At 38.3% G+C, this 17,975-nt stretch carries 21 protein-coding genes; 17 read left to right on the top strand and 4 right to left on the bottom strand.

Going from position 1 to position 17,975, the window contains the following annotated elements:
• Positions 1 to 35: 35 nt before the first annotated feature.
• Positions 36 to 899, bottom strand: a complete 864-nt coding sequence (locus tag ABXZ32_RS07340) for a sigma-70 family RNA polymerase sigma factor (RefSeq protein ID WP_354618027.1) — start codon at positions 897 to 899, stop codon at positions 36 to 38.
• 192 nt (positions 900 to 1,091) lie between these two features.
• On the opposite strand from ABXZ32_RS07340, the gene ABXZ32_RS07335 reads away from it, so the two are divergent.
• The 10 genes from ABXZ32_RS07335 (at position 1,092) to ABXZ32_RS07290 (ending at position 9,319) form a co-directional block, all read left to right on the top strand.
• Complete coding sequence (locus ABXZ32_RS07335; protein ID WP_354618026.1) at positions 1,092 to 1,601, top strand: DUF6155 family protein; 510 nt, start codon at positions 1,092 to 1,094, stop codon at positions 1,599 to 1,601.
• A 3-nt stretch (positions 1,602 to 1,604) separates the two neighbouring features.
• On the top strand, positions 1,605 to 2,528 hold the full coding sequence (locus ABXZ32_RS07330) for a 2-hydroxyacid dehydrogenase (RefSeq protein WP_354618025.1): 924 nt from the start codon (positions 1,605 to 1,607) through the stop codon (positions 2,526 to 2,528).
• 107 nt (positions 2,529 to 2,635) lie between these two features.
• The gene (locus ABXZ32_RS07325; RefSeq protein ID WP_354618024.1) at positions 2,636 to 4,147 is read left to right on the top strand and encodes a DEAD/DEAH box helicase; all 1,512 of its coding nucleotides are present in this window, start codon (positions 2,636 to 2,638) and stop codon (positions 4,145 to 4,147) included.
• Positions 4,148 to 4,150: 3 nt separating this feature from the next.
• Entirely contained in the window at positions 4,151 to 5,401 is a 1,251-nt protein-coding gene (locus ABXZ32_RS07320; protein ID WP_354618023.1) for a glycosyltransferase, read from the top strand.
• Positions 5,402 to 5,470: 69 nt separating this feature from the next.
• The gene (locus ABXZ32_RS07315; protein ID WP_354618022.1) at positions 5,471 to 6,313 is read left to right on the top strand and encodes a 1,4-dihydroxy-2-naphthoyl-CoA synthase; all 843 of its coding nucleotides are present in this window, start codon (positions 5,471 to 5,473) and stop codon (positions 6,311 to 6,313) included.
• A gap of 257 nt (positions 6,314 to 6,570) precedes the next feature.
• Entirely contained in the window at positions 6,571 to 7,185 is a 615-nt protein-coding gene (locus ABXZ32_RS07310; protein ID WP_354618021.1) for a DEAD/DEAH box helicase, read from the top strand.
• A gap of 11 nt (positions 7,186 to 7,196) precedes the next feature.
• Positions 7,197 to 7,427: a putative signal transducing protein gene (locus ABXZ32_RS07305; protein ID WP_354618020.1), complete on the top strand. Its 231-nt coding sequence runs from the start codon at positions 7,197 to 7,199 to the stop codon at positions 7,425 to 7,427.
• Positions 7,428 to 7,751: 324 nt separating this feature from the next.
• Complete coding sequence (locus tag ABXZ32_RS07300; protein ID WP_354618019.1) at positions 7,752 to 8,138, top strand: SRPBCC domain-containing protein; 387 nt, start codon at positions 7,752 to 7,754, stop codon at positions 8,136 to 8,138.
• A gap of 183 nt (positions 8,139 to 8,321) precedes the next feature.
• Positions 8,322 to 8,753 (top strand): BLUF domain-containing protein, encoded by a 432-nt coding sequence (locus ABXZ32_RS07295; RefSeq protein ID WP_354618018.1) that lies wholly within the window; start codon positions 8,322 to 8,324, stop codon positions 8,751 to 8,753.
• A gap of 131 nt (positions 8,754 to 8,884) precedes the next feature.
• Complete coding sequence (locus ABXZ32_RS07290; RefSeq protein WP_354618017.1) at positions 8,885 to 9,319, top strand: BLUF domain-containing protein; 435 nt, start codon at positions 8,885 to 8,887, stop codon at positions 9,317 to 9,319.
• Positions 9,320 to 9,399: 80 nt separating this feature from the next.
• Here ABXZ32_RS07290 and ABXZ32_RS07285 read toward each other — a convergent pair whose 3' ends face one another.
• Positions 9,400 to 10,734 carry a serine hydrolase domain-containing protein gene (locus ABXZ32_RS07285; protein WP_354618016.1) on the bottom strand — a complete coding sequence of 445 codons (1,335 nt, stop codon included), beginning with the start codon at positions 10,732 to 10,734 and terminating at the stop codon, positions 9,400 to 9,402.
• A gap of 83 nt (positions 10,735 to 10,817) precedes the next feature.
• Here ABXZ32_RS07285 and ABXZ32_RS07280 point away from each other — a divergent pair, with 83 nt between their 5' ends.
• From ABXZ32_RS07280 to ABXZ32_RS07265, 4 genes are read left to right on the top strand one after another with little or no spacing between them, the layout of a single operon-like run.
• Positions 10,818 to 11,690, top strand: coding sequence for a pirin family protein (locus ABXZ32_RS07280; protein WP_354618015.1), 873 nt, complete (start codon positions 10,818 to 10,820; stop codon positions 11,688 to 11,690).
• A 9-nt stretch (positions 11,691 to 11,699) separates the two neighbouring features.
• Positions 11,700 to 12,158, top strand: a complete 459-nt coding sequence (locus ABXZ32_RS07275; protein WP_354618014.1) for a 3D domain-containing protein — start codon at positions 11,700 to 11,702, stop codon at positions 12,156 to 12,158.
• A gap of 46 nt (positions 12,159 to 12,204) precedes the next feature.
• On the top strand, positions 12,205 to 12,861 hold the full coding sequence (locus ABXZ32_RS07270; RefSeq protein WP_354618013.1) for a peptidoglycan recognition protein family protein: 657 nt from the start codon (positions 12,205 to 12,207) through the stop codon (positions 12,859 to 12,861).
• Between the two features lie 6 nt (positions 12,862 to 12,867).
• Positions 12,868 to 14,340, top strand: a complete 1,473-nt coding sequence (locus tag ABXZ32_RS07265; protein WP_354618012.1) for a M14 family zinc carboxypeptidase — start codon at positions 12,868 to 12,870, stop codon at positions 14,338 to 14,340.
• Position 14,341: 1 nt separating this feature from the next.
• Here the strand turns inward: ABXZ32_RS07265 and ABXZ32_RS07260 are convergent, their stop codons facing one another.
• Together ABXZ32_RS07260 and ABXZ32_RS07255 are read right to left on the bottom strand one after the other, a co-directional pair.
• Positions 14,342 to 14,509, bottom strand: coding sequence for a hypothetical protein (locus ABXZ32_RS07260; protein ID WP_354618011.1), 168 nt, complete (start codon positions 14,507 to 14,509; stop codon positions 14,342 to 14,344).
• 168 nt (positions 14,510 to 14,677) lie between these two features.
• The gene (locus ABXZ32_RS07255; RefSeq protein ID WP_354618010.1) at positions 14,678 to 15,769 is read right to left on the bottom strand and encodes a vWA domain-containing protein; all 1,092 of its coding nucleotides are present in this window, start codon (positions 15,767 to 15,769) and stop codon (positions 14,678 to 14,680) included.
• Between the two features lie 276 nt (positions 15,770 to 16,045).
• Here ABXZ32_RS07255 and ABXZ32_RS07250 point away from each other — a divergent pair, with 276 nt between their 5' ends.
• Genes ABXZ32_RS07250 through ABXZ32_RS07240 form a run of 3 tightly spaced genes read left to right on the top strand, consistent with a single transcriptional unit; the run spans position 16,046 to position 17,973 of the window.
• On the top strand, positions 16,046 to 16,297 hold the full coding sequence (locus ABXZ32_RS07250; RefSeq protein WP_354618009.1) for a MoaD/ThiS family protein: 252 nt from the start codon (positions 16,046 to 16,048) through the stop codon (positions 16,295 to 16,297).
• Between the two features lie 49 nt (positions 16,298 to 16,346).
• Complete coding sequence (gene moaA / locus ABXZ32_RS07245; RefSeq protein WP_354618008.1) at positions 16,347 to 17,330, top strand: GTP 3',8-cyclase MoaA; 984 nt, start codon at positions 16,347 to 16,349, stop codon at positions 17,328 to 17,330.
• 55 nt (positions 17,331 to 17,385) lie between these two features.
• Positions 17,386 to 17,973: an NTP transferase domain-containing protein gene (locus tag ABXZ32_RS07240; RefSeq protein WP_354618007.1), complete on the top strand. Its 588-nt coding sequence runs from the start codon at positions 17,386 to 17,388 to the stop codon at positions 17,971 to 17,973.
• Positions 17,974 to 17,975 lie beyond the last annotated feature (2 nt).

Here is a 17,975-nt window from a genome sequence, read left to right as displayed (position 1 = left end):
CCTTTTTTTTATATAAAAATCATTAAGTGCAATTATTATCCCAAATAAGTCTTTAGAATCTTGCTTCTAGAGTTGTGTCTGAGCTTTCTGATGGCCTTTTCCCTTATTTGTCTTACTCTTTCCCTGGTCAGATCAAATGTCTGTCCTATTTCGGCCAAGGTCATGGAATGTTGGTCTCCAATCCCGTAGTATAGTTTTACCACATCGGCTTCTCTTTGTGAAAGTGTTTCCAAAGCCCTGTTAATTTCCGTGTTTAGGGATTGTAACAATAACTTTTTATCCGGATTTGGTGATTCTCCTGATCTAAGTACATCATATAAATTGGAATTTTCTCCTTCAATCAAAGGAGCATCCATACTTACATGCCTACCGGAGTTTTTCATCGACTGCTTTACTTCGCTTACAGAAAGATCCAATTCCTTGGCTATTTCCTCAGCAGAAGGCGGACGCTCATGAGCTTGTTCCAAGTAAGAAAAAGCCTTTTTGATCTTGTTTATGGACCCGATCTTATTCAAAGGCAATCGTACAATTCTCGATTGTTCGGCTAAAGCTTGTAGAATAGATTGTCTGATCCACCAAACGGCATAGGAAATAAATTTAAAACCCCTCGTCTCATCAAAACGCTTGGCTGCCTTTACCAAGCCTACATTTCCCTCATTTATCAAATCCGGTAATTTTAAACCTTGATTCTGATATTGTTTTGCAACGGAAACAACAAACCTTAAATTTGCAGTAGTTAATTTGTTCAAGGCCAATTGATCACCCGCTCTTATCTTTTGGGCCAGCTCCACTTCTTCATTTGCGGTAATCATATCTATTTTACTGATATCTTGCAAGTACTTGTCCAATGATTTTGATTCCCTGTTTGTTACCTGCTTGATGATCTTTAGTTGCCTCATATATGGATTTTTGATTTAGAAAGTTTACAAGGCTATATGATACATTATTTTTATGGATAATCCAAAAAACATTGTCATTTAATGCCTTTTTTTGTGAAAAATTTAAGATTTTGGTGAATTTACACTAAAATATGTTTGAATTATTTTAGCAAATACTACTTTTGAGGGAACAATTGTCGGTATTATCGCACTATGAGCAAAAGGGCATTAAAGAAATACCTTGCAGAACTACGGCAAGAGGAATTAGCAGATCAACTGATGGACCTTTATGACAGGTTTCCCGTCGTAAAGGAATATTATGATTTTGTCTTTAATCCAAAGGAGGACAAAATGGTGCAGGAAGCAAAGGTGAAAATATCCAATGAATATTTTCCCGTAAAACGCAAGCGTCCAAAAGCGAGAAGATCCGTTGCTCAGAAATTTATCAAGCACTTTATAAAATTAGGGGTAGAGCCTCAATTGATTGCGGATGTTATGTTGTACAATCTCGAAATTGCCCAGGCTTTTTCCGCTGACAAAAATGTCCCGGATGCATTTTTTAAAAGTATGCTCAATTCTTTTACAGAAGTAGTCCAATACATTTCTATAAATGGCCTATTGTCAGATTTCAAAGAGCGGATCGTACAAATATTTGAAACCACACATAATCAAAAATGGCCCAATGAAGAGGAATTTTCCAGGGCATTGGATATAATAGATTAGCATATGGCCATTGTAATTATTAGACAGGACGGAAAAGCTTCCCATTGGAAAGAAATCCTACTGAGTACATCCAAAAATATTCCCATTTATGAATTTGGGGAAGAACATCCAAAAGAAGATATTACCATGGCGTTGGTTTGGCAACATCCAAAGGGTTCCTTAAAACAGTATCCCAACTTAAAGTGTGTGGCATCTATGGGAGCTGGAGTGGATTTTATCATGGCTGATTCTGATATTTCGGAGAACATTACGATCACCAGAGTGGTAGACCCTATGTTGGCCAATGACATGTCCGAATTTGTAATTGCTTGTATCTATTCACATTTAAAAAATCTGTCATTCTATGGACAGCAAGAATCCCAAAAGAGTTGGACAAGAAAGGAATACTTGAGTAAGGAAGATGTTACCATAGGTATAATGGGCTTGGGCGAATTGGGGAGAACCCTTGCCAAGGATCTTCAACATCAGGGGTTTCAAGTTCAAGGTTGGGCCAATTCCCGTAAGGAGGGCATCCATACCTTTCTAGGCAAAAAGGAGCTTACCCAATTTTTATCCACTACCTCCATTTTGGTCTGTTTGCTGCCATTGACAGAGGATACCAGAAACATTTTGGACAAAGAATTGTTCAAGAAACTACCCAAAGATGCCTATGTCATCAATGTGGCCAGAGGTGGGCACTTAGTGGAAAAAGACCTTCTCAATATGGTTGATAGCGGACATTTGTCAGGTGCAAGCTTGGACGTATTTTCCCAGGAGCCATTGCCGCAGGACCATCCATTTTGGGGGCATCCCAATATCCATATTACCCCACATATCGCAAGTATTTCTTCTCCAAAATCAATCGTTCCACAAATCTTGGAAAATTATAACCGATTGGCCAAAGGGGAGCAGTTGAAGAACGTAGTATCTACCTCCAAGGGATATTAAATTTTTATATTTCCCCAATTTAAATTTCTTTAAAGGGCAAAAAACTGCTAATTTTGAAAGGTTCCCTCAACCTTAAAAAGTTAAAACCCAAAAACCATTGAATCCTATTGGAGATTAAAAAAGAACAAGCGGAAAAGACCCTATATGATTATCAACTAGAGGATCTGAACACCATTTTTAAGCAATTGGAAGAATCTCCCAACGGTTCCAATTTGTTGTACCAATTACCCACTGGAGGAGGTAAGACTGTGGTTTTTTCAGAAATTGCCAAAAGATACATTAGGGAAACACAAAAAAAAGTGGTGGTATTGACCCACCGTATAGAGCTAAGCTCACAAACGTCTAAAATGCTGAAGGGGTTTGGAGTAAAAAACAAAATCATCAATAGCGACGTCAAGGAACTTATTGACCAGGATGAGTATATGTGCTTTGTGGCCATGGTGGAGACCTTGAACAATCGACTTCAGGAAGAAAAGGTTGAGATAAAGAACATTGGTCTTGTAATTATTGATGAAGCACATTACAATTCATTTAGAAAACTGTTCAAATACTTTAAGCATTCTACGATCCTTGGGGTCACAGCAACCCCTTTGAGTTCCAATATTAAGCTACCCATGAAAGACAATTATCAAAAATTGATCATGGGGGAGTCGATCAGCAATCTGATCGAGAAAAAGTTTTTGGCCCGTGCCAATATGTATAACCGGGATGTGAGTCTTAAAACCTTGAAATTGGGGATCCATGGGGACTATACTGTAAAATCTTCTGACGAGCTTTACGGTAATTTAAGTATGCAGAGCAAACTTTTAGGATCTTATGAAGAGATTGCCAAGGGTACAAAGACCTTAATATTCAATAACGGGATCAATACTTCAAAATACGTCTATGAGACCTTTAAAAAAGCAGGATATAAGATACGTCATCTAGACAATAAGAATACCGCCTCTGAGCGGAAGGAGATCTTAAAATGGTTTTCCAATACCCCAGATGCCATATTGACATCGGTGAGTATATTGACCACAGGATTTGATGAGCCCAGTGTTGAGACCATTATCCTGAACAGGGCCACCAAATCTCTTACCCTCTATTTCCAAATGATAGGTAGGGGATCTAGGGTATTGCCAAATAAGGAGGAGTTTACTGTAATTGATCTTGGGAACAATGTGGCTAGGTTTGGTATGTGGGATGCCCCAATGGATTGGAAAGAGATCTTTCATTTTCCAGACTTTTTCCTGGAGAATATTAGAAATGATGAGGATATTGAGCGCGACTTTGTCTATGAGATGCCACAAGAATTAAAGGATAAGTTTTCTAATTCTGTCACGCTAGACTTTGATGTTAAAGAAGAATACAAGAAGGTTTTTGCCCAGGGGCTTAAATCCAAGACTGTTTTGGAGAGGAGTATAGAACAACACGCCCAAATTTGTGTGGAAAATAGTGAGGATATTTTTGATGCACGGATCTTGGCCAAACAGCTAAAGGAGGAGATATCCTATAGAGTACGCCTATATTCCTATTGCATCATGAACAATACTAAAAATTACAAAGAGTGGTTGGAGGAAGATTATGAGCGGAAGCTTCGTTCTAGAATCTCCAAGAAATTCGCTTCGAAAATGTAACCCATGACCGCTATTTTGGCCCCAAAAAAAATATTGATCATCGGTTTTGTCTGGCCCGAACCAAATTCTACTGCTGCGGGATCTAGAATGCTTCAATTATTACATTTTTTCAAAGGTAACAACTATCAGATCACTTTTGCATCTACAGCCCAGGCCTCTGAATTTTCTATGAATTTGGAAGCTTTAGGTGTTTTTAAGAAAAACATACTATTGAACGACTCTGGATTTGATCTGTTCCTTCAAGAATTAAATCCCGACATAGTGCTTTTTGACCGCTTCCTTACTGAAGAGCAATTTGGGTGGCGTGTTGCAAAAAACACCCCCAATGCCTTACGTATTCTGGATACTGAAGATTTACATTCCTTAAGGTCCGTTCGCTTGGAAAGCCAAAAGAATAAAACAACCGCCTCAATTACGGATTGGAAACAAGCCGATATGACCAAAAGGGAAATAGCAAGCATCTACAGATGTGATCTTTCCTTGATCATTTCCAGTTATGAAATGGACCTGTTGCTAAAAGAAATGAAAATTGATGAAAAGCTGTTGCTTCAGCTACCATTTATGTTGGGTAACATAGGGGAAAGTGATAAAATGCAGTGGATGCCATTTGAAGATAGAGAAGATTTTGTTTGTATTGGCAATGGCAAGCATGCCCCTAATTTAGATGCGATCCGTTGGTTAAAAACTGAAATATGGCCCTTGGTTCGAAAACAATTGCCCACAGTAAATCTCAAAATTTATGGGGCCTATCTTCCGGAGAGCATCCTGCAATTGCATCAACCCAAGGAAGGGTTTTTGGTTTTAGGCAGGGCCAACGATGCAAAGGAAGTCCTTGGACAAGCTAGGGTAAGTTTTGCGCCATTGCGATTTGGAGCTGGGATAAAAGGAAAACTGGTGGATTCCATGATATGTGGCACCCCAAGTGTAACCACAGACGTAGGGGTTGAAGGAATGCATGCCCATCTTCCTTGGGGCGGTAAGGTCTCCAACGATGCCGAATCCCTTGCTGAAAATGCTATCGCATTGTATACCGACAAAAAGCTTTGGACTAAATGTCAAAGCAATGGAGAGGCCATTATCAACCAATTATATGACAAGAGCATACTGGAAGAAAAACTGCTAAGTCGGATAAATGAAACCCTCAACAGTCTTGAGGAGCACAGGGCAAGTAATTTTATTGGCTCTATGTTGATGCACCATTCAATGGCCAGCACCAAATACATGGCCAAGTGGATAGAGGCTAAAAATCAGTAGCCCTATTCATCCCATATCGCAACTAGAAGCGTTATTTTTGTATTTTGAAAATGTTTATAATCACGAATCATGAATAAGATCAATTGGAAAGTAGTCAAGGAATTTGAAGATATCACCTATAAAAAATGCGATGGAGTGGCACGTATTGCCTTCAACCGTCCCAATGTAAGGAATGCCTTTAGACCTAAAACCACCAAAGAATTGTATGAAGCCTTTTATGATGCACAAGAGGATACCTCCATTGGAGTTGTTCTGCTTTCTGCGGAAGGACCTTCAACCAAAGATGGAGTCTATTCCTTCTGTAGCGGTGGTGACCAAAAGGCTAGGGGACATCAAGGTTATGTTGGGGAAGACGGTATGCACCGCTTAAATATCTTGGAAGTGCAACGATTGATCCGATTTATGCCCAAGGCTGTAATTGCCGTGGTCCCAGGATGGGCCGTGGGTGGCGGACACAGTCTTCACGTAGTCTGTGATCTTACCCTTGCCAGCAAGGAACATGCTATTTTTAAACAAACCGATGCCGATGTCACCAGTTTTGATGGGGGCTATGGGTCCGCATATTTGGCAAAAATGGTGGGACAAAAAAAGGCAAGGGAAATCTTCTTTTTGGGAAGGAATTATACCGCCCAGGCTGCCTATGAAATGGGGATGGTCAATGCCGTCATTCCACATGAGGAACTGGAAGACACCGCATTTGAATGGGCACAGGAAATCTTGGCTAAATCACCAACATCAATCAAAATGTTGAAATTTGCTATGAACTTAACCGATGACGGTATGGTGGGGCAACAGGTATTTGCGGGCGAAGCTACCCGATTGGCCTATATGACCGAGGAGGCCAAAGAAGGTAGAAATGCCTTTCTGGAAAAACGCAAGCCCGATTTTGGCAAGAACAAATGGATTCCATAAGAGATCTCTTATAGAAGGTATTAAATTAAAAAGGACCTTACCTGAGAAGATAAAGCCCTTTTACGAGAACACTATATGAAAATGAAAATTCTTATTCTGTTTTTGTATACCACTAAAGTATATACATTTGGAGCTCACAAGAAATTATTGTTGTGAATCGGTTCCATTTTGTGGCAGGAGTGCGAAATATAGATATCTATATGAATTCAAAAGTGCTTTTACCTAATAGAATTACAAATTAATAGTCCCTAATATTTATGTCATTTAAAAAAATACATCCCACCTTAAAAGAAAACATTGCACGTAAGGGTATTACTGCCCCTACACCTTTTCAAAAAGAGGTGATTTCAAAAATTAAGGGAGGAAGCAGCCTTTTTGCCATAGCTCCAAAAGGAGCTGGTAAAACCACGGCCATGATCATAGCTACGATTCAGAAACTCGGAGCAACTGCCTTTGAAGATTCACCAAGGGCATTGATTTACGTGAAAGACAAGCAATCGGCTTTGGAGCTTGCAGAGAAATTTAGAGGCTATACCTATGGAACCGATTTAAGGGTGTACTGTGCCTATGAGGAACACAATATTGAACTGCAAAGGGAAGAAATCTATTTGGGAACCGATATTGTCATCGCCACGCCCAAAAGATTAAGTCGTATCTTTTATCTTAATGGGATACATCTAGGGCAATTGAAATTGTTCATGGTAGAAGATTCAGAATTTTTGGTAAAGGCAAGTGATTATTCGGATGTAATCCGTATTCCGGAAAGTATAGAAAAATGCCAATATATTATGTTCGGCACCAAGTTTGACAATCGTCTGGAAAAAATGCAAGACTCCTTTATGTACAATGCAGAAACCATAATCGCTGAATAAAATAGAATCCTATGGAAGAAAAAAACAAATATGTAAGTGTCTTTACCGGTAGTGAGGTAGATGTTATCCTCTTGAAAGGGTTGTTGGAGGAAGAGGGTATAGGGGCCTTGGTCAAGAACGAAAATGAATCTGCCCGCGTCTCGGGTTTTGGTGGTGGTTCCTATACGGGAGTTAGACTTTTTATTTTGGAATCCGATAAGCCTAGGGCAACTCCAATTATAGAAGGTTTTATAGAAGGCTAAGCTCATCAAAGTTATCTCCATAAAAAAAGGCTTCACCTTTTTAAGACGAAGCCCTTTTTACGAGAACACTATATGAAAATGAAAATTTTTATTACTTATCTACACAGCTAATGTAATTCCCTTTTAGTCGTTTTCGAAAATATTGTTGTGAAGTGGTCCTTACTTGTGGTGGGGACCACTTTTTTAGTTATAAAGACTGCTATTCCATCGTTAATTTAAACCTAACACTGATCAGTCTTTGTCCTAATTTCACTAGATTTAAGAAGGAACGTGATATAACATTCACTTCAAACTACTAAGAAATCTTCATTAAAATTAGATACTATGGAATTTACACTCAAAACAACCTTAAATGCCCCGGCAAAGGATATTTTCAATACCTGGATCAGTAGCGAAGGACATACAAAGATGACTGGAGGAGAAGCCATAGCCTCAAACAAAGTTGGAGGCTCTTTTACGGCATGGGATGGCTATATCCAAGGCAAAAATCTTGTTTTGGAAGAAAACAAAAGAATTGTTCAATCTTGGAGGACTTCACAATTTGAACCTCATGAAGAAGATTCACAGATTGAAGTGGTCCTAACAGAAAAGGGTGGAAATACCGAGCTCACACTTATCCATTCCAAGGTTCCCGAGAGTGGGGAGCATTACATTAAAGGGTGGGATGAACATTATTTTCAACCCATGAAAAAATATTTCACCAAAAATTAATACCTAAAAACAGAACAACCTTAAACCTGTTTTATTCGTATAAAAGGTATGTGACAATGTATTTGAATTTTATATGTGGCCTACAGGAAATTCATCTTAAAAAATAGGACTATTGGTAAATGGTTCTAGTCCGAAAATAAATATATAATTGTAGTTTTGGCCGCCTTATGCCTAACGTTTTTTATGTACGAACTTGTTTATTCCTCCAAAGCCAATAAAAAAACAGATAAATATGCCATCCTGGATATTTTGAAAACCGCTCAATCCACCAACAAAGCATTGGATATTACAGGGTGTTTAGTATTCCATAAAACCACATTTGTACAAATATTGGAAGGGAACAAAGAGGATATTCATGGACTCTTTGCAAGAATTTCCATTGATGAAAGACATAGGGAAGTAGTGATTTTACATGAAGGGGAGATTAAAAAAAGAAGTTTTGATAGCTGGTCTATGGCATTTCATAATTTAAATGACCAAAACATAAGTCAACAAGACACCCAAACTTTTGAACAGAATTTAATTATGCTCTCCGAATTGGTTGATAGATCATCAGCTGCCTCTTTCCTTTTTTGGCTCAATGTGAGGAAGCAAGTTATGGGTTGGTTGGTTTAATGGGTTTTTCATCATTTATTTAGTGAGATGTTATTCTATATTCTTGTAAAAAATCCGTATCTTAATAAAGGAGTTCAATTTTAATTGATGTACCATATTTAGTTAAAGAAGATAATTCAACGAAAAATACAATGATGTTCGAACTTGTCTATTGTTCTAAAGCCAAGAAGGATACGGATAGTATCAAAATATTTGAGATTTTGAAAACATCACGTACCAACAACCAAAAATTTGGGATAACGGGTTGTTTGGTGTTCCATAACGATATTTTTGTTCAAATAATTGAGGGTGATTCAAAAAACATACATAATCTATACCAAAATATAGAGCAAGATGAACGGCATTATGACGTGAATCTATTGTGGGAAGGATATATTCCCAAAAGAAATTTCAATGATTGGTCCATGGCCTTTCATGACTTGGCGGACGGTATCATTAATGAGGAAGATATTCTTACTTTTGAGCAGAATCTGTTTCAATTATCGGAAACTGCCGATAAAACATCACCGGCTTCTTATTTATTTTGGCTCAATGTCCGCAAACAAATTATAGGGTGGCTCGTTTAGGGAGTATTTTGACTAGTAAAATCGTGTTTTTCTAAAAATCATCTGCATGAATACCAAAAGAGGTATACCATTCACTTTCTTTAGTCAATGGCGCTTATAATATCCAATAGAAAATCATTCACATTAAATACAGGATCTTCCGCCAAGCCCGTGCGGACAACTACCAATTCCTTAGAAGGAATTATAAAAACATACTGCCCTTCATAGCCGTTGGCAGAATATAGATCTCTAGGAACATCAGGATACTTGCCTCCAGCGTTTAACCAAAAATGGGCGCCGTATACTCCATCGGAATTGACAGTTGGGGTGGTGACATAGGTAACCCAATTCTCGGACAAGAGCTGTTCTCCATTCCATTGGCCATTATTGAGATATAATAGTCCAAATTTTGCCCAATCCCTTGTGTTTGCCCAAGCATAGGACGACCCTATGAAATTGTTGTTCATATCCGTCTCAATCACCATGGAATGCATACCTATTTTGTCTATTAGGGAGGCATAGGGAAAGTTGAGATAAGCCTGCCCTTCCCCAACATAGTTATGTAACAATCCTGACAGTAGATTTGATGTTCCCGAGGAATAGTTCCAGATTTCCCCTGGTTTTGCAATCGCTTTTTTTAAACGTTGTGGTTGGGTCATATCCGACGACATAAACAGCATTTTTGTTACATCAGAAATTTTAGTGTAATCCTCTTCCCAAGCCAGACCACTTTGCATCCTCAACAAATGGTTTATGGTAATGTTTTTACGTTCATCCTTATGCCAATTAGCAATGGGAGCTGGGTCATTAAGATCAAATTTTCCTTGGTATTCCAATATTCCGTAGAGGGTGGCCAGGATGCTTTTGGTCATGGACCAACCTAGAATTGGGGTATCCGGAGAAAACCCATCTGCGTATTGTTCGGCAATGATCTCATTTTTATAAGTCACCAAAACTGTTCTGGTTTTTTTCACCTCAGGCTCTGAAAAGGCATTGTTGATGGTTTTTTGCAATTTTTGATAGTCCACATTGCCAAACACCGTATCCTTTTTACCGTTATCTCCATAGGGAAATGGAAGGTCATTTTCTAAGGTATGTCGTTTAGGACGTAAATATTTCTTGCTGTAATCATAAGAACCATGTACAAGGACGCTCCCTAATCCCTCCCTATAGACCGCTTTTCTTTCCATTAGCCCAAAAACAGAGGAAGTAATGGTTTTATTCTTCTGATCTACCTCGGTTTCAGCCAATTTGATAAGGGGAACGTTATTATCGTAATTATCAATTGAGGCTGGGGTTCTTCCAGCGATAAAAACACTCGACGCCATATTTTTGGCAGCATAGCCAGAAATGATGTTGAGTTTAGAGTAATTGAACGCCACAACAATTACTAGAACGATTATAAGAGCAATGACAATTCTTTTAAAAACTTTCATGGAAAGAATAATTAAGGAATTTTAAAAATAAATCATTAGTTGAGAATTATTGTAACTTTAGATAAAATAAATGATTTGCTTTTATGTCAACCCTTGGTTTAATCATCGCTGAAAGAAGTAGGGATATAGGGGATTTTTTAGTAGGAAGATTGATTCCTTTTCGCAAAAAAAGGATGATAGGTCCTTTCGTTTTTATAGACCATATGGGACCTACCCAGTTGGGGCCTACCAAATATATGGATGTGGACCAACATCCGCATATTGGACTTTCCACGCTTACATATATGCTGGAAGGTGAAATAATGCATGAGGATAGTATAGGGACACGTCAGCGTATCACCCCTGGCTCCGTAAATTTAATGGTAGCTGGCAAAGGGGTGTCCCACACAGAAAGAACACCAAATGACCTGAGAAATGGATATTCATTCACCGCTCATGGATATCAAATTTGGATTGCATTGCCAAAAAGCATGGAAGATTGCATCCCTGAATTTCATCATATAGAAGCAACCGAAATTCCGCATTGGAAGGAGGGGAGCGCTAATTTCAAATTAATAGCTGGGGAAGGATATGGAAGAACCTCACCCGTTCCTGTCCACTCTCCATTATTCATGATAGAAATTAGGAACACATCGGAATTTGAACTCAATACCAAAGATCATTTAAAGGGAGAAATTGGAATTTGCATTGTTGAAGGAAGCATTGAGGCTTGCGGAGAAGTGGTTGGTAAAGGAAATATTCTTGTGTCCAAGGTTGAAGACACCTGCAAGACCCTGATCAAGCCAAATTCCCATCTTCTGCTTTTTGGGGGAGCACCCTTACCCGAAGAACGACATATCTATTGGAACTTTGTATCTTCAAATAAGGAAAAGATAGAGCATGCAAAAAAAGCTTGGGAGAAAAAATCATTTCCAATGATGGAAAATGACGAAAGTTATGTTCCCCTGCCCAACTGATCATATCATATGCAGAAGACTACCAAACAAACATTATTATTTGTAATAACCTCTATCTCTATAGTCCTAACCCTTCATTTTTCCTCTTGTACGCCTAAAAAAAAGGTTTATGCCGAGGTCTTGGTATGGGACTCCATTAGAGTGACCGCCACGGCATATAATTCCATTCCATCACAGACCACCGCACTTAATTCCAATGTTACAGCATGGGGCGATACCTTACGTCCCGGCATGAAATGCATAGCAGTTTCAAGAGACTTGATCCGAATGGGGTTAAAACACAATACCATGGTAAGGATAGACACCTCTTCCCAAATTTATTTGGTAAAAGACAAGATGCATACCCGTTGGCGCAAGAAAATCGACATATATATGGGTGTAGATAGGGCGAAAGCTTTTGAATGGGGCAGAAAAAAGGTACAGCTCTATTATGTAGTTAAAAAAGATAGCATTCTAATTGTGGACTAGACTCCCTAAGTTGTACTTTTAAGGCGCAATTAAATACCATTTAAAATTGAAATATGTAATTTTCATTGCTTGCCTTCTAAATTTAGTTTCGTGTTCGGTTTCAAGAGTAATTGTTGACAAACCCGTTATTTTTGATGAAGAACGGATAGCACTCACCAAGGAATACATGTCCGATCGCTACGGATTGGAATCCGATTCAGCTAAAATCACTCCTAAAATGATTGTCTTGCACTGGACGGCCATTCCTACCTTCCAGGCGTCTTATGATGTGTTTTACAAGTCAAAATTACCGAGTTGGAGAGATCAAATACAAACCGCAAGCAGCCTTAATGTCTCTACCCATTTTTTAGTGGATAGGGACGGAACAATCTACAGATTGATGCCAGAAACGTTAATGGGAAGACATGTGATAGGTTTAAACCATGTGGCTCTCGGTATTGAAAATGTCGGTGGCCTTGACGATAAGAAGCTGACCAGGGCACAACGACGATCAAATATTTGGCTCGTGAAATATTTAAAATCCAAATACGATATAGAATATCTTATTGGGCATTATGAGTACACCAACTTTGTAGGGCATCCTTATTGGTTGGAAGTGGACGACTCTTATAGAACCGAAAAAGAAGATCCAGGACGTCGGTTTTTAAAACGAGTAAAAAAGGCCACAAAAAAATTAGAATTTAAACCCACACCTCAAAAATAAACTAGCATGAAAATGAAATTGGTAATTTTTCTATGTCTTTTCCTAATCGCGGCCGATAGTTCGGCACAAGAAAATGATATTACAGCTGCCTTATATGAAAGTTATGATCAATTCAAGGAGCCTTCCCTGGATAAGAGGAGGATAAAGCATAAAGAACTTCAACCCTTGATCAATCGATTAAAGTCGGACCCAAAATATACGGTGAAAGTGGTGGGGAAATCCATAGAAGGGAGAGACTTGTCCCTGATAAGCATTGGATCTGGTCCAACCAGTGTATTTCTTTGGTCTCAAATGCATGGAGATGAGCCAACAGCTACCCAAGCTATCTTTGATATCATCAACTTCTTAAACGGGGATACTTTCATAGCTGAAAAGGAAGCTATTTTGTCCAATATCACCTTGCATTTTTTACCGATGCTTAATCCGGATGGAGCAGAGGCCTATACCCGAAGAAACAGGTTGGGTATAGATATCAATAGGGATGCGCTTATGTTGCAATCCCCTGAAGGAAGAACCCTTAAAATGGTAAGGGATTCCCTAGACGCCGATTTTGGATTTAACCTCCATGATCAAAGCACCTATTACAATGCGGAACGTACCGAAAAACCTGCTACTATATCGTATTTGGCACCAGCATATAACTATGAAAAAGATATTAATGAAGTTAGGGGCAATGCCATGAAAGTGATCGTTTTCATGAACAGCATCATCCAAAAGTATGCTCCTGGACAGGTAGGACGCTATAATGACGATTTTGAACCTAGAGCGTTCGGTGACAACATACAAAAATGGGGCACAAGTGCCATCCTTATCGAATCTGGAGGTTATGCAGGGGATCCGGAAAAACAGGAGATTCGTAAACTGAATTATGTTTCCATTTTATCTGCCATTTATACCATTGCCAAGGAGAACTATAAAAATATTCCTTTAGAAGATTACGAGAAAATCCCTGAAAATGACAGAATGTTATTCGATCTAAAGATAGAAGGACTTACCTACAACCTTTTGGGCAAGGATTACAAATTAGATTTGGGAATTCACCGTTCCGAAGTGGATAATGCAGACCATTCCAAATTCTATTACAATAGCACTGTAGCCGATCAAGGCGACCTTTCTACATTTTATGGATACGAAACCTTGGATGCCAATGGATATACCATAAAAGGCGGCAAAGTTCATCCCGAAATCTTTAAATCCATGGAATCCCTTAAGGAATCTGAGGTATTGAAATATTTAAAACAAGGATATACCTATGTGAGATTGGAAAGCTTACCAGCTGGCAAGAAGGATACCAATTTACCAATTCAAATAGTAGGCAAGGATTTTAAGGCTCCTGTGCTTAATCTACGTGCAGGAATGAATCCTATCTTTGTTTTGGAAAAGGACAATAAGATTGAATATGCCGTGGTCAATGGTTTCCTTATCCGTCTAAATGGTGACAAAAGCAATTTTAAAAATGCCTTGATCTTAAAGAAATAAACTAATAACCATATTGAATGGTCATATATGGACCGTATATCAGCAAAAGAATTAACATGCAGAACAGGGTAATTACAATGCTTGAAAACAATAGTAGTACGGCACTTTTATAGGCTAAGGTCCATTGGCCGATTGGGCTTTCTTGAATAATTTCGTTGATAACATCCATGATTTTAATGTTTTAGATAGTGAAAATTATTTTTAGGATGTAGGTTGTTGTTATACAATTAAAACAACTGAGGGACCAAAAACCCTACCGAAGCCACTATTATCATGAAAACAAAAAAGGGAACATCAGTAAGATGTTCCCTTTTTTATAACTTATAATTTAGGACCTTTATTTACAACCTCCTGTAAAACCTTTGGCGTTGAATTTGGTCTGTACAGCACCTTGTTTGTTTCCTGATCTCACTTGGATGGCAAGATTGTTTTCACCACTTCCGTCTCTCTTTGGAGTACAATACTCAAAAAGGTAGAAGCTATTGGCTCTTTCGGAAACCCTTTCTGAAATAGCATTAAAAGTATTTTCCAATTCGGCTTTGTTGCCAGCAAATACGCTAAATGTCTTCCCTATCTTTTTAAGAACCTCGGTATCTATTTCCGCACCTAATCCAATGGAATAGAAACTAATGTTGGCATTTGCTTCCCTTACCTTCTTTAAAGCCGCAGCTTCAGTATATCTAGAAGCCTGATCAGTTCCATCGGTAAAAATAACCACAGAAGCAGCTCCGATATTATTATTTTGAGTGCTCTTGTTCAATAGATCTGTGGCAATATCAGTAGCTTTAATAACCGCACCGTAAAGATCTGTGGAAGGGTCATTACTAATATCTTGGGTAATTCCATCAATAGAATTCAATAATTCTGCTTTAGAAGCCGTCAAAGGATTCAACAAGTGTAACTTGTTCTCCCCATCAAACCAATAGATAGCCATTTTCACAGATTGATTGGCTGGGTCGGGCATTACATTATTCACAAAACTAGTAGAGGCCGTTTTCAATTCTGTTAAACTGCTGCTCAAAACACTGTTGCTCAAATCCAACACCAATAGGGTATTGTTCTTGAAAATTTGAGAATTCGGTGAAATTCGGGCAAAAGATTCGGATGTAGAAATGGTATTAAAACAAGCGTCATTTCTTCCTTGTTCATAGATGGTAAACTTGTCTGCCGTTAATCCAGATACTGGAGATCCATCACTGTCAGAGACTTTAAAGAAAATGGATACTTTCCCTGGAAGGGTAGTATATTGCTCCTGTATGGATAGAATAAGCTGATTTTCGCCAAGGTTGAGGCATTCATCCACGGGTTTACCCTTACCCAGTTCCCCATCATTATTTACATTGAAGTTTACATCATCCTCTGCATTCCCACAGGATATGGCTAAAAATAGGATACTAAATAAGGCAAGTATTTTAATTGATATTTTCATTTTCTAATTTATATAGGTTCACGAAGCAGAACGCTCAAAAGTAATTTAAATTATATGTGATGTAAAAAATATTTGTTAAGAAATTAAATCAACTTCATTTGGGAGATAAATAGCCAAATCTCCATTAACAAAGTGTTAAAATGAAGTATGCCATTTATATTTTATTTAACTTGATGTTTCTATAGAATCTGACTTGCTTTATTATATATTTCAAGCAGTCTATGATGAATCCGGGCTTGTTGAAAACACCCGAAAATTAAAATTTATAAGATTGATATGACCATATTATTATTTGGGATAACAAAAGACATTATAGGCAGTGCTACCTTGGAGTTGAACACAACAAACGAAAAGGAATTGCAAATCCGCACTGTAGGAGAATTAAAGAATTATCTGGGTGAACATTATCCAAAGTTAAATACTTTATCCTCTTTGGCGGTAGCAGTGAACAGTACCTTTGCTGATAATGAATCATTGGTGAATGATAAAGATGAGATAGCTCTAATCCCCCCTGTTAGTGGTGGATAACCTATCTTTGAATAAATGATGATGCAACTAATCCAATAATTACAGCTAAATGTTGATCGACAACCATAATAGAAAGATAAACTACCTACGATTGGCGGTTACGGACCGTTGTAATCTTCGTTGTAATTATTGTATGCCGGCTGAAGGCATAAATTTCGCAAAAAATGATAAACTATTCACTATTGATGAACTCTATACCCTAAGTAAGATTATGGTAGAACAGGGTATCGACAAAATAAGAATTACAGGAGGAGAACCCTTTGTGCGAAAGGATTTGATGGTGCTTTTACGCAAAATGGCCGTCTTGGACGGACTTAAGGATATTTCCATTACTACGAATGCCACCTTGATAGGGCCATATATTGATGAACTCAAAGAATTGGGCATCACCAATATTAATGTAAGTATGGATGCCATCAATAAAGAAACCTTTGATACTATTACCCGTAGAAAGGAATATGAAACGGTATATCAAAATTTGATCCGACTCATTTCCGAAGGTTTTAATGTCCGGATTAATTTTATCGTTTTGGATGGTCAAAATACGCAGGATATCTTGCCCATTTTGGAAGCAATGAAAAAGTATGATGTTTCTGTCCGATTTTTAGAGGAAATGCCATTTAATGGGGGTTCCAAGAACTTCGATACCATAAAATGGGATTACAAGAACATCTTCAAGCATATTGCGGGAGCTTATTCCAATATCGAAAAACTGGAATCGCCACGTACTTCTACCTCCATCAATTATAAAATAAGAGGTCACAAAGGAACTTTTGGACTCATCCCTTCCTTTAGCAGAACCTTTTGCGGCACATGCAATAGGTTGCGGATTTCTGCAACAGGGGATGTTATTACTTGTCTTTATGGTAAACCAAGTATGAACCTAAGGGAGGTTTTGAGAAACGAAAATGCGGAGGAAAATATCAAACTTCATATTTTAAAAGCAATCGGCAGTCGGGCCAAAACGGGCTTCGAAGCACAAAAAAACCACTCCTCTGTTTTTGATAGTTCTATGACTTCAATAGGAGGATAGAAGAATATAAACAGGGTTAGGAACCCTTAATTATAAATTTAAAGATACTTCTAACATGTCTCAGGAGGTAACATATGGATTAGTTCTTGCTGGAGGGAAAAGCACGAGAATGGGTACCGATAAGGGCTCCATTATATATCATGAAATTCCCCAAAGGGAACATTTGTACCAATTGTTGGAAAAGGTTTGTGATAAAACATTTCTTAGCGTACGCTCGGAACAGGTGAACGAACTCCCTAGCGGTGTCAATTTTATATTGGACAATAATGAATTTAGAGGGCCTTACAATGGAATTTTAAGTGCCCATAAAGAGTATCCCAATGTCGCATGGCTGGTACTGGCCTGCGACCTGCCGCTTATGGATCTAAAAGGGATTCAGCAATTGATCGCGGAAAGAAACACTAATAAGGTAGCAACTGCTTTTGCAGGAAAAGAGAACAAGTTACCTGAGCCCTTATGTGCTATTTGGGAAGTTGAAGGTTTAAAACAATCTATAGCACATCTCATTAATGGGACCAGTACCTGTCCAAGAAAATTCCTAATTAATTCCAATGTGCAATTAGTTTTTCCAGAAGAAGAACAGATATTATTGAATGCAAACTCCAAGGAGGAATACCAAGAGGCTATTTTAAAACTAACTTAATT

Source organism: Sediminicola luteus, assembly GCF_040566555.1.
In the GTDB taxonomy this organism is placed as follows: domain Bacteria; phylum Bacteroidota; class Bacteroidia; order Flavobacteriales; family Flavobacteriaceae; genus Sediminicola.
This window is presented reverse-complemented; position numbering and strand designations above follow the sequence as displayed.

What these genes read in the sequence shown, in the direction of transcription:
- ABXZ32_RS07340 (WP_354618027.1), bottom strand. Translation starts at nt 899, where the DNA reads ATGAGGCAACTAAAGATCATCAAGCAGGTAACAAACAGGGAATCAAAA.
- ABXZ32_RS07335 (WP_354618026.1), top strand. Translation starts at nt 1,092, where the DNA reads ATGAGCAAAAGGGCATTAAAGAAATACCTTGCAGAACTACGGCAAGAG.
- ABXZ32_RS07330 (WP_354618025.1), top strand. Translation starts at nt 1,605, where the DNA reads ATGGCCATTGTAATTATTAGACAGGACGGAAAAGCTTCCCATTGGAAA.
- ABXZ32_RS07320 (WP_354618023.1), top strand. Translation starts at nt 4,151, where the DNA reads ATGACCGCTATTTTGGCCCCAAAAAAAATATTGATCATCGGTTTTGTC.
- ABXZ32_RS07315 (WP_354618022.1), top strand. Translation starts at nt 5,471, where the DNA reads ATGAATAAGATCAATTGGAAAGTAGTCAAGGAATTTGAAGATATCACC.
- ABXZ32_RS07310 (WP_354618021.1), top strand. Translation starts at nt 6,571, where the DNA reads ATGTCATTTAAAAAAATACATCCCACCTTAAAAGAAAACATTGCACGT.
- ABXZ32_RS07305 (WP_354618020.1), top strand. Translation starts at nt 7,197, where the DNA reads ATGGAAGAAAAAAACAAATATGTAAGTGTCTTTACCGGTAGTGAGGTA.
- ABXZ32_RS07300 (WP_354618019.1), top strand. Translation starts at nt 7,752, where the DNA reads ATGGAATTTACACTCAAAACAACCTTAAATGCCCCGGCAAAGGATATT.
- ABXZ32_RS07295 (WP_354618018.1), top strand. Translation starts at nt 8,322, where the DNA reads ATGTACGAACTTGTTTATTCCTCCAAAGCCAATAAAAAAACAGATAAA.
- ABXZ32_RS07290 (WP_354618017.1), top strand. Translation starts at nt 8,885, where the DNA reads ATGATGTTCGAACTTGTCTATTGTTCTAAAGCCAAGAAGGATACGGAT.
- ABXZ32_RS07285 (WP_354618016.1), bottom strand. Translation starts at nt 10,734, where the DNA reads ATGAAAGTTTTTAAAAGAATTGTCATTGCTCTTATAATCGTTCTAGTA.
- ABXZ32_RS07280 (WP_354618015.1), top strand. Translation starts at nt 10,818, where the DNA reads ATGTCAACCCTTGGTTTAATCATCGCTGAAAGAAGTAGGGATATAGGG.
- ABXZ32_RS07275 (WP_354618014.1), top strand. Translation starts at nt 11,700, where the DNA reads ATGCAGAAGACTACCAAACAAACATTATTATTTGTAATAACCTCTATC.
- ABXZ32_RS07265 (WP_354618012.1), top strand. Translation starts at nt 12,868, where the DNA reads ATGAAAATGAAATTGGTAATTTTTCTATGTCTTTTCCTAATCGCGGCC.
- ABXZ32_RS07260 (WP_354618011.1), bottom strand. Translation starts at nt 14,509, where the DNA reads ATGGATGTTATCAACGAAATTATTCAAGAAAGCCCAATCGGCCAATGG.
- ABXZ32_RS07255 (WP_354618010.1), bottom strand. Translation starts at nt 15,769, where the DNA reads ATGAAAATATCAATTAAAATACTTGCCTTATTTAGTATCCTATTTTTA.
- ABXZ32_RS07250 (WP_354618009.1), top strand. Translation starts at nt 16,046, where the DNA reads ATGACCATATTATTATTTGGGATAACAAAAGACATTATAGGCAGTGCT.
- moaA (WP_354618008.1), top strand. Translation starts at nt 16,347, where the DNA reads ATGTTGATCGACAACCATAATAGAAAGATAAACTACCTACGATTGGCG.
- ABXZ32_RS07240 (WP_354618007.1), top strand. Translation starts at nt 17,386, where the DNA reads ATGTCTCAGGAGGTAACATATGGATTAGTTCTTGCTGGAGGGAAAAGC.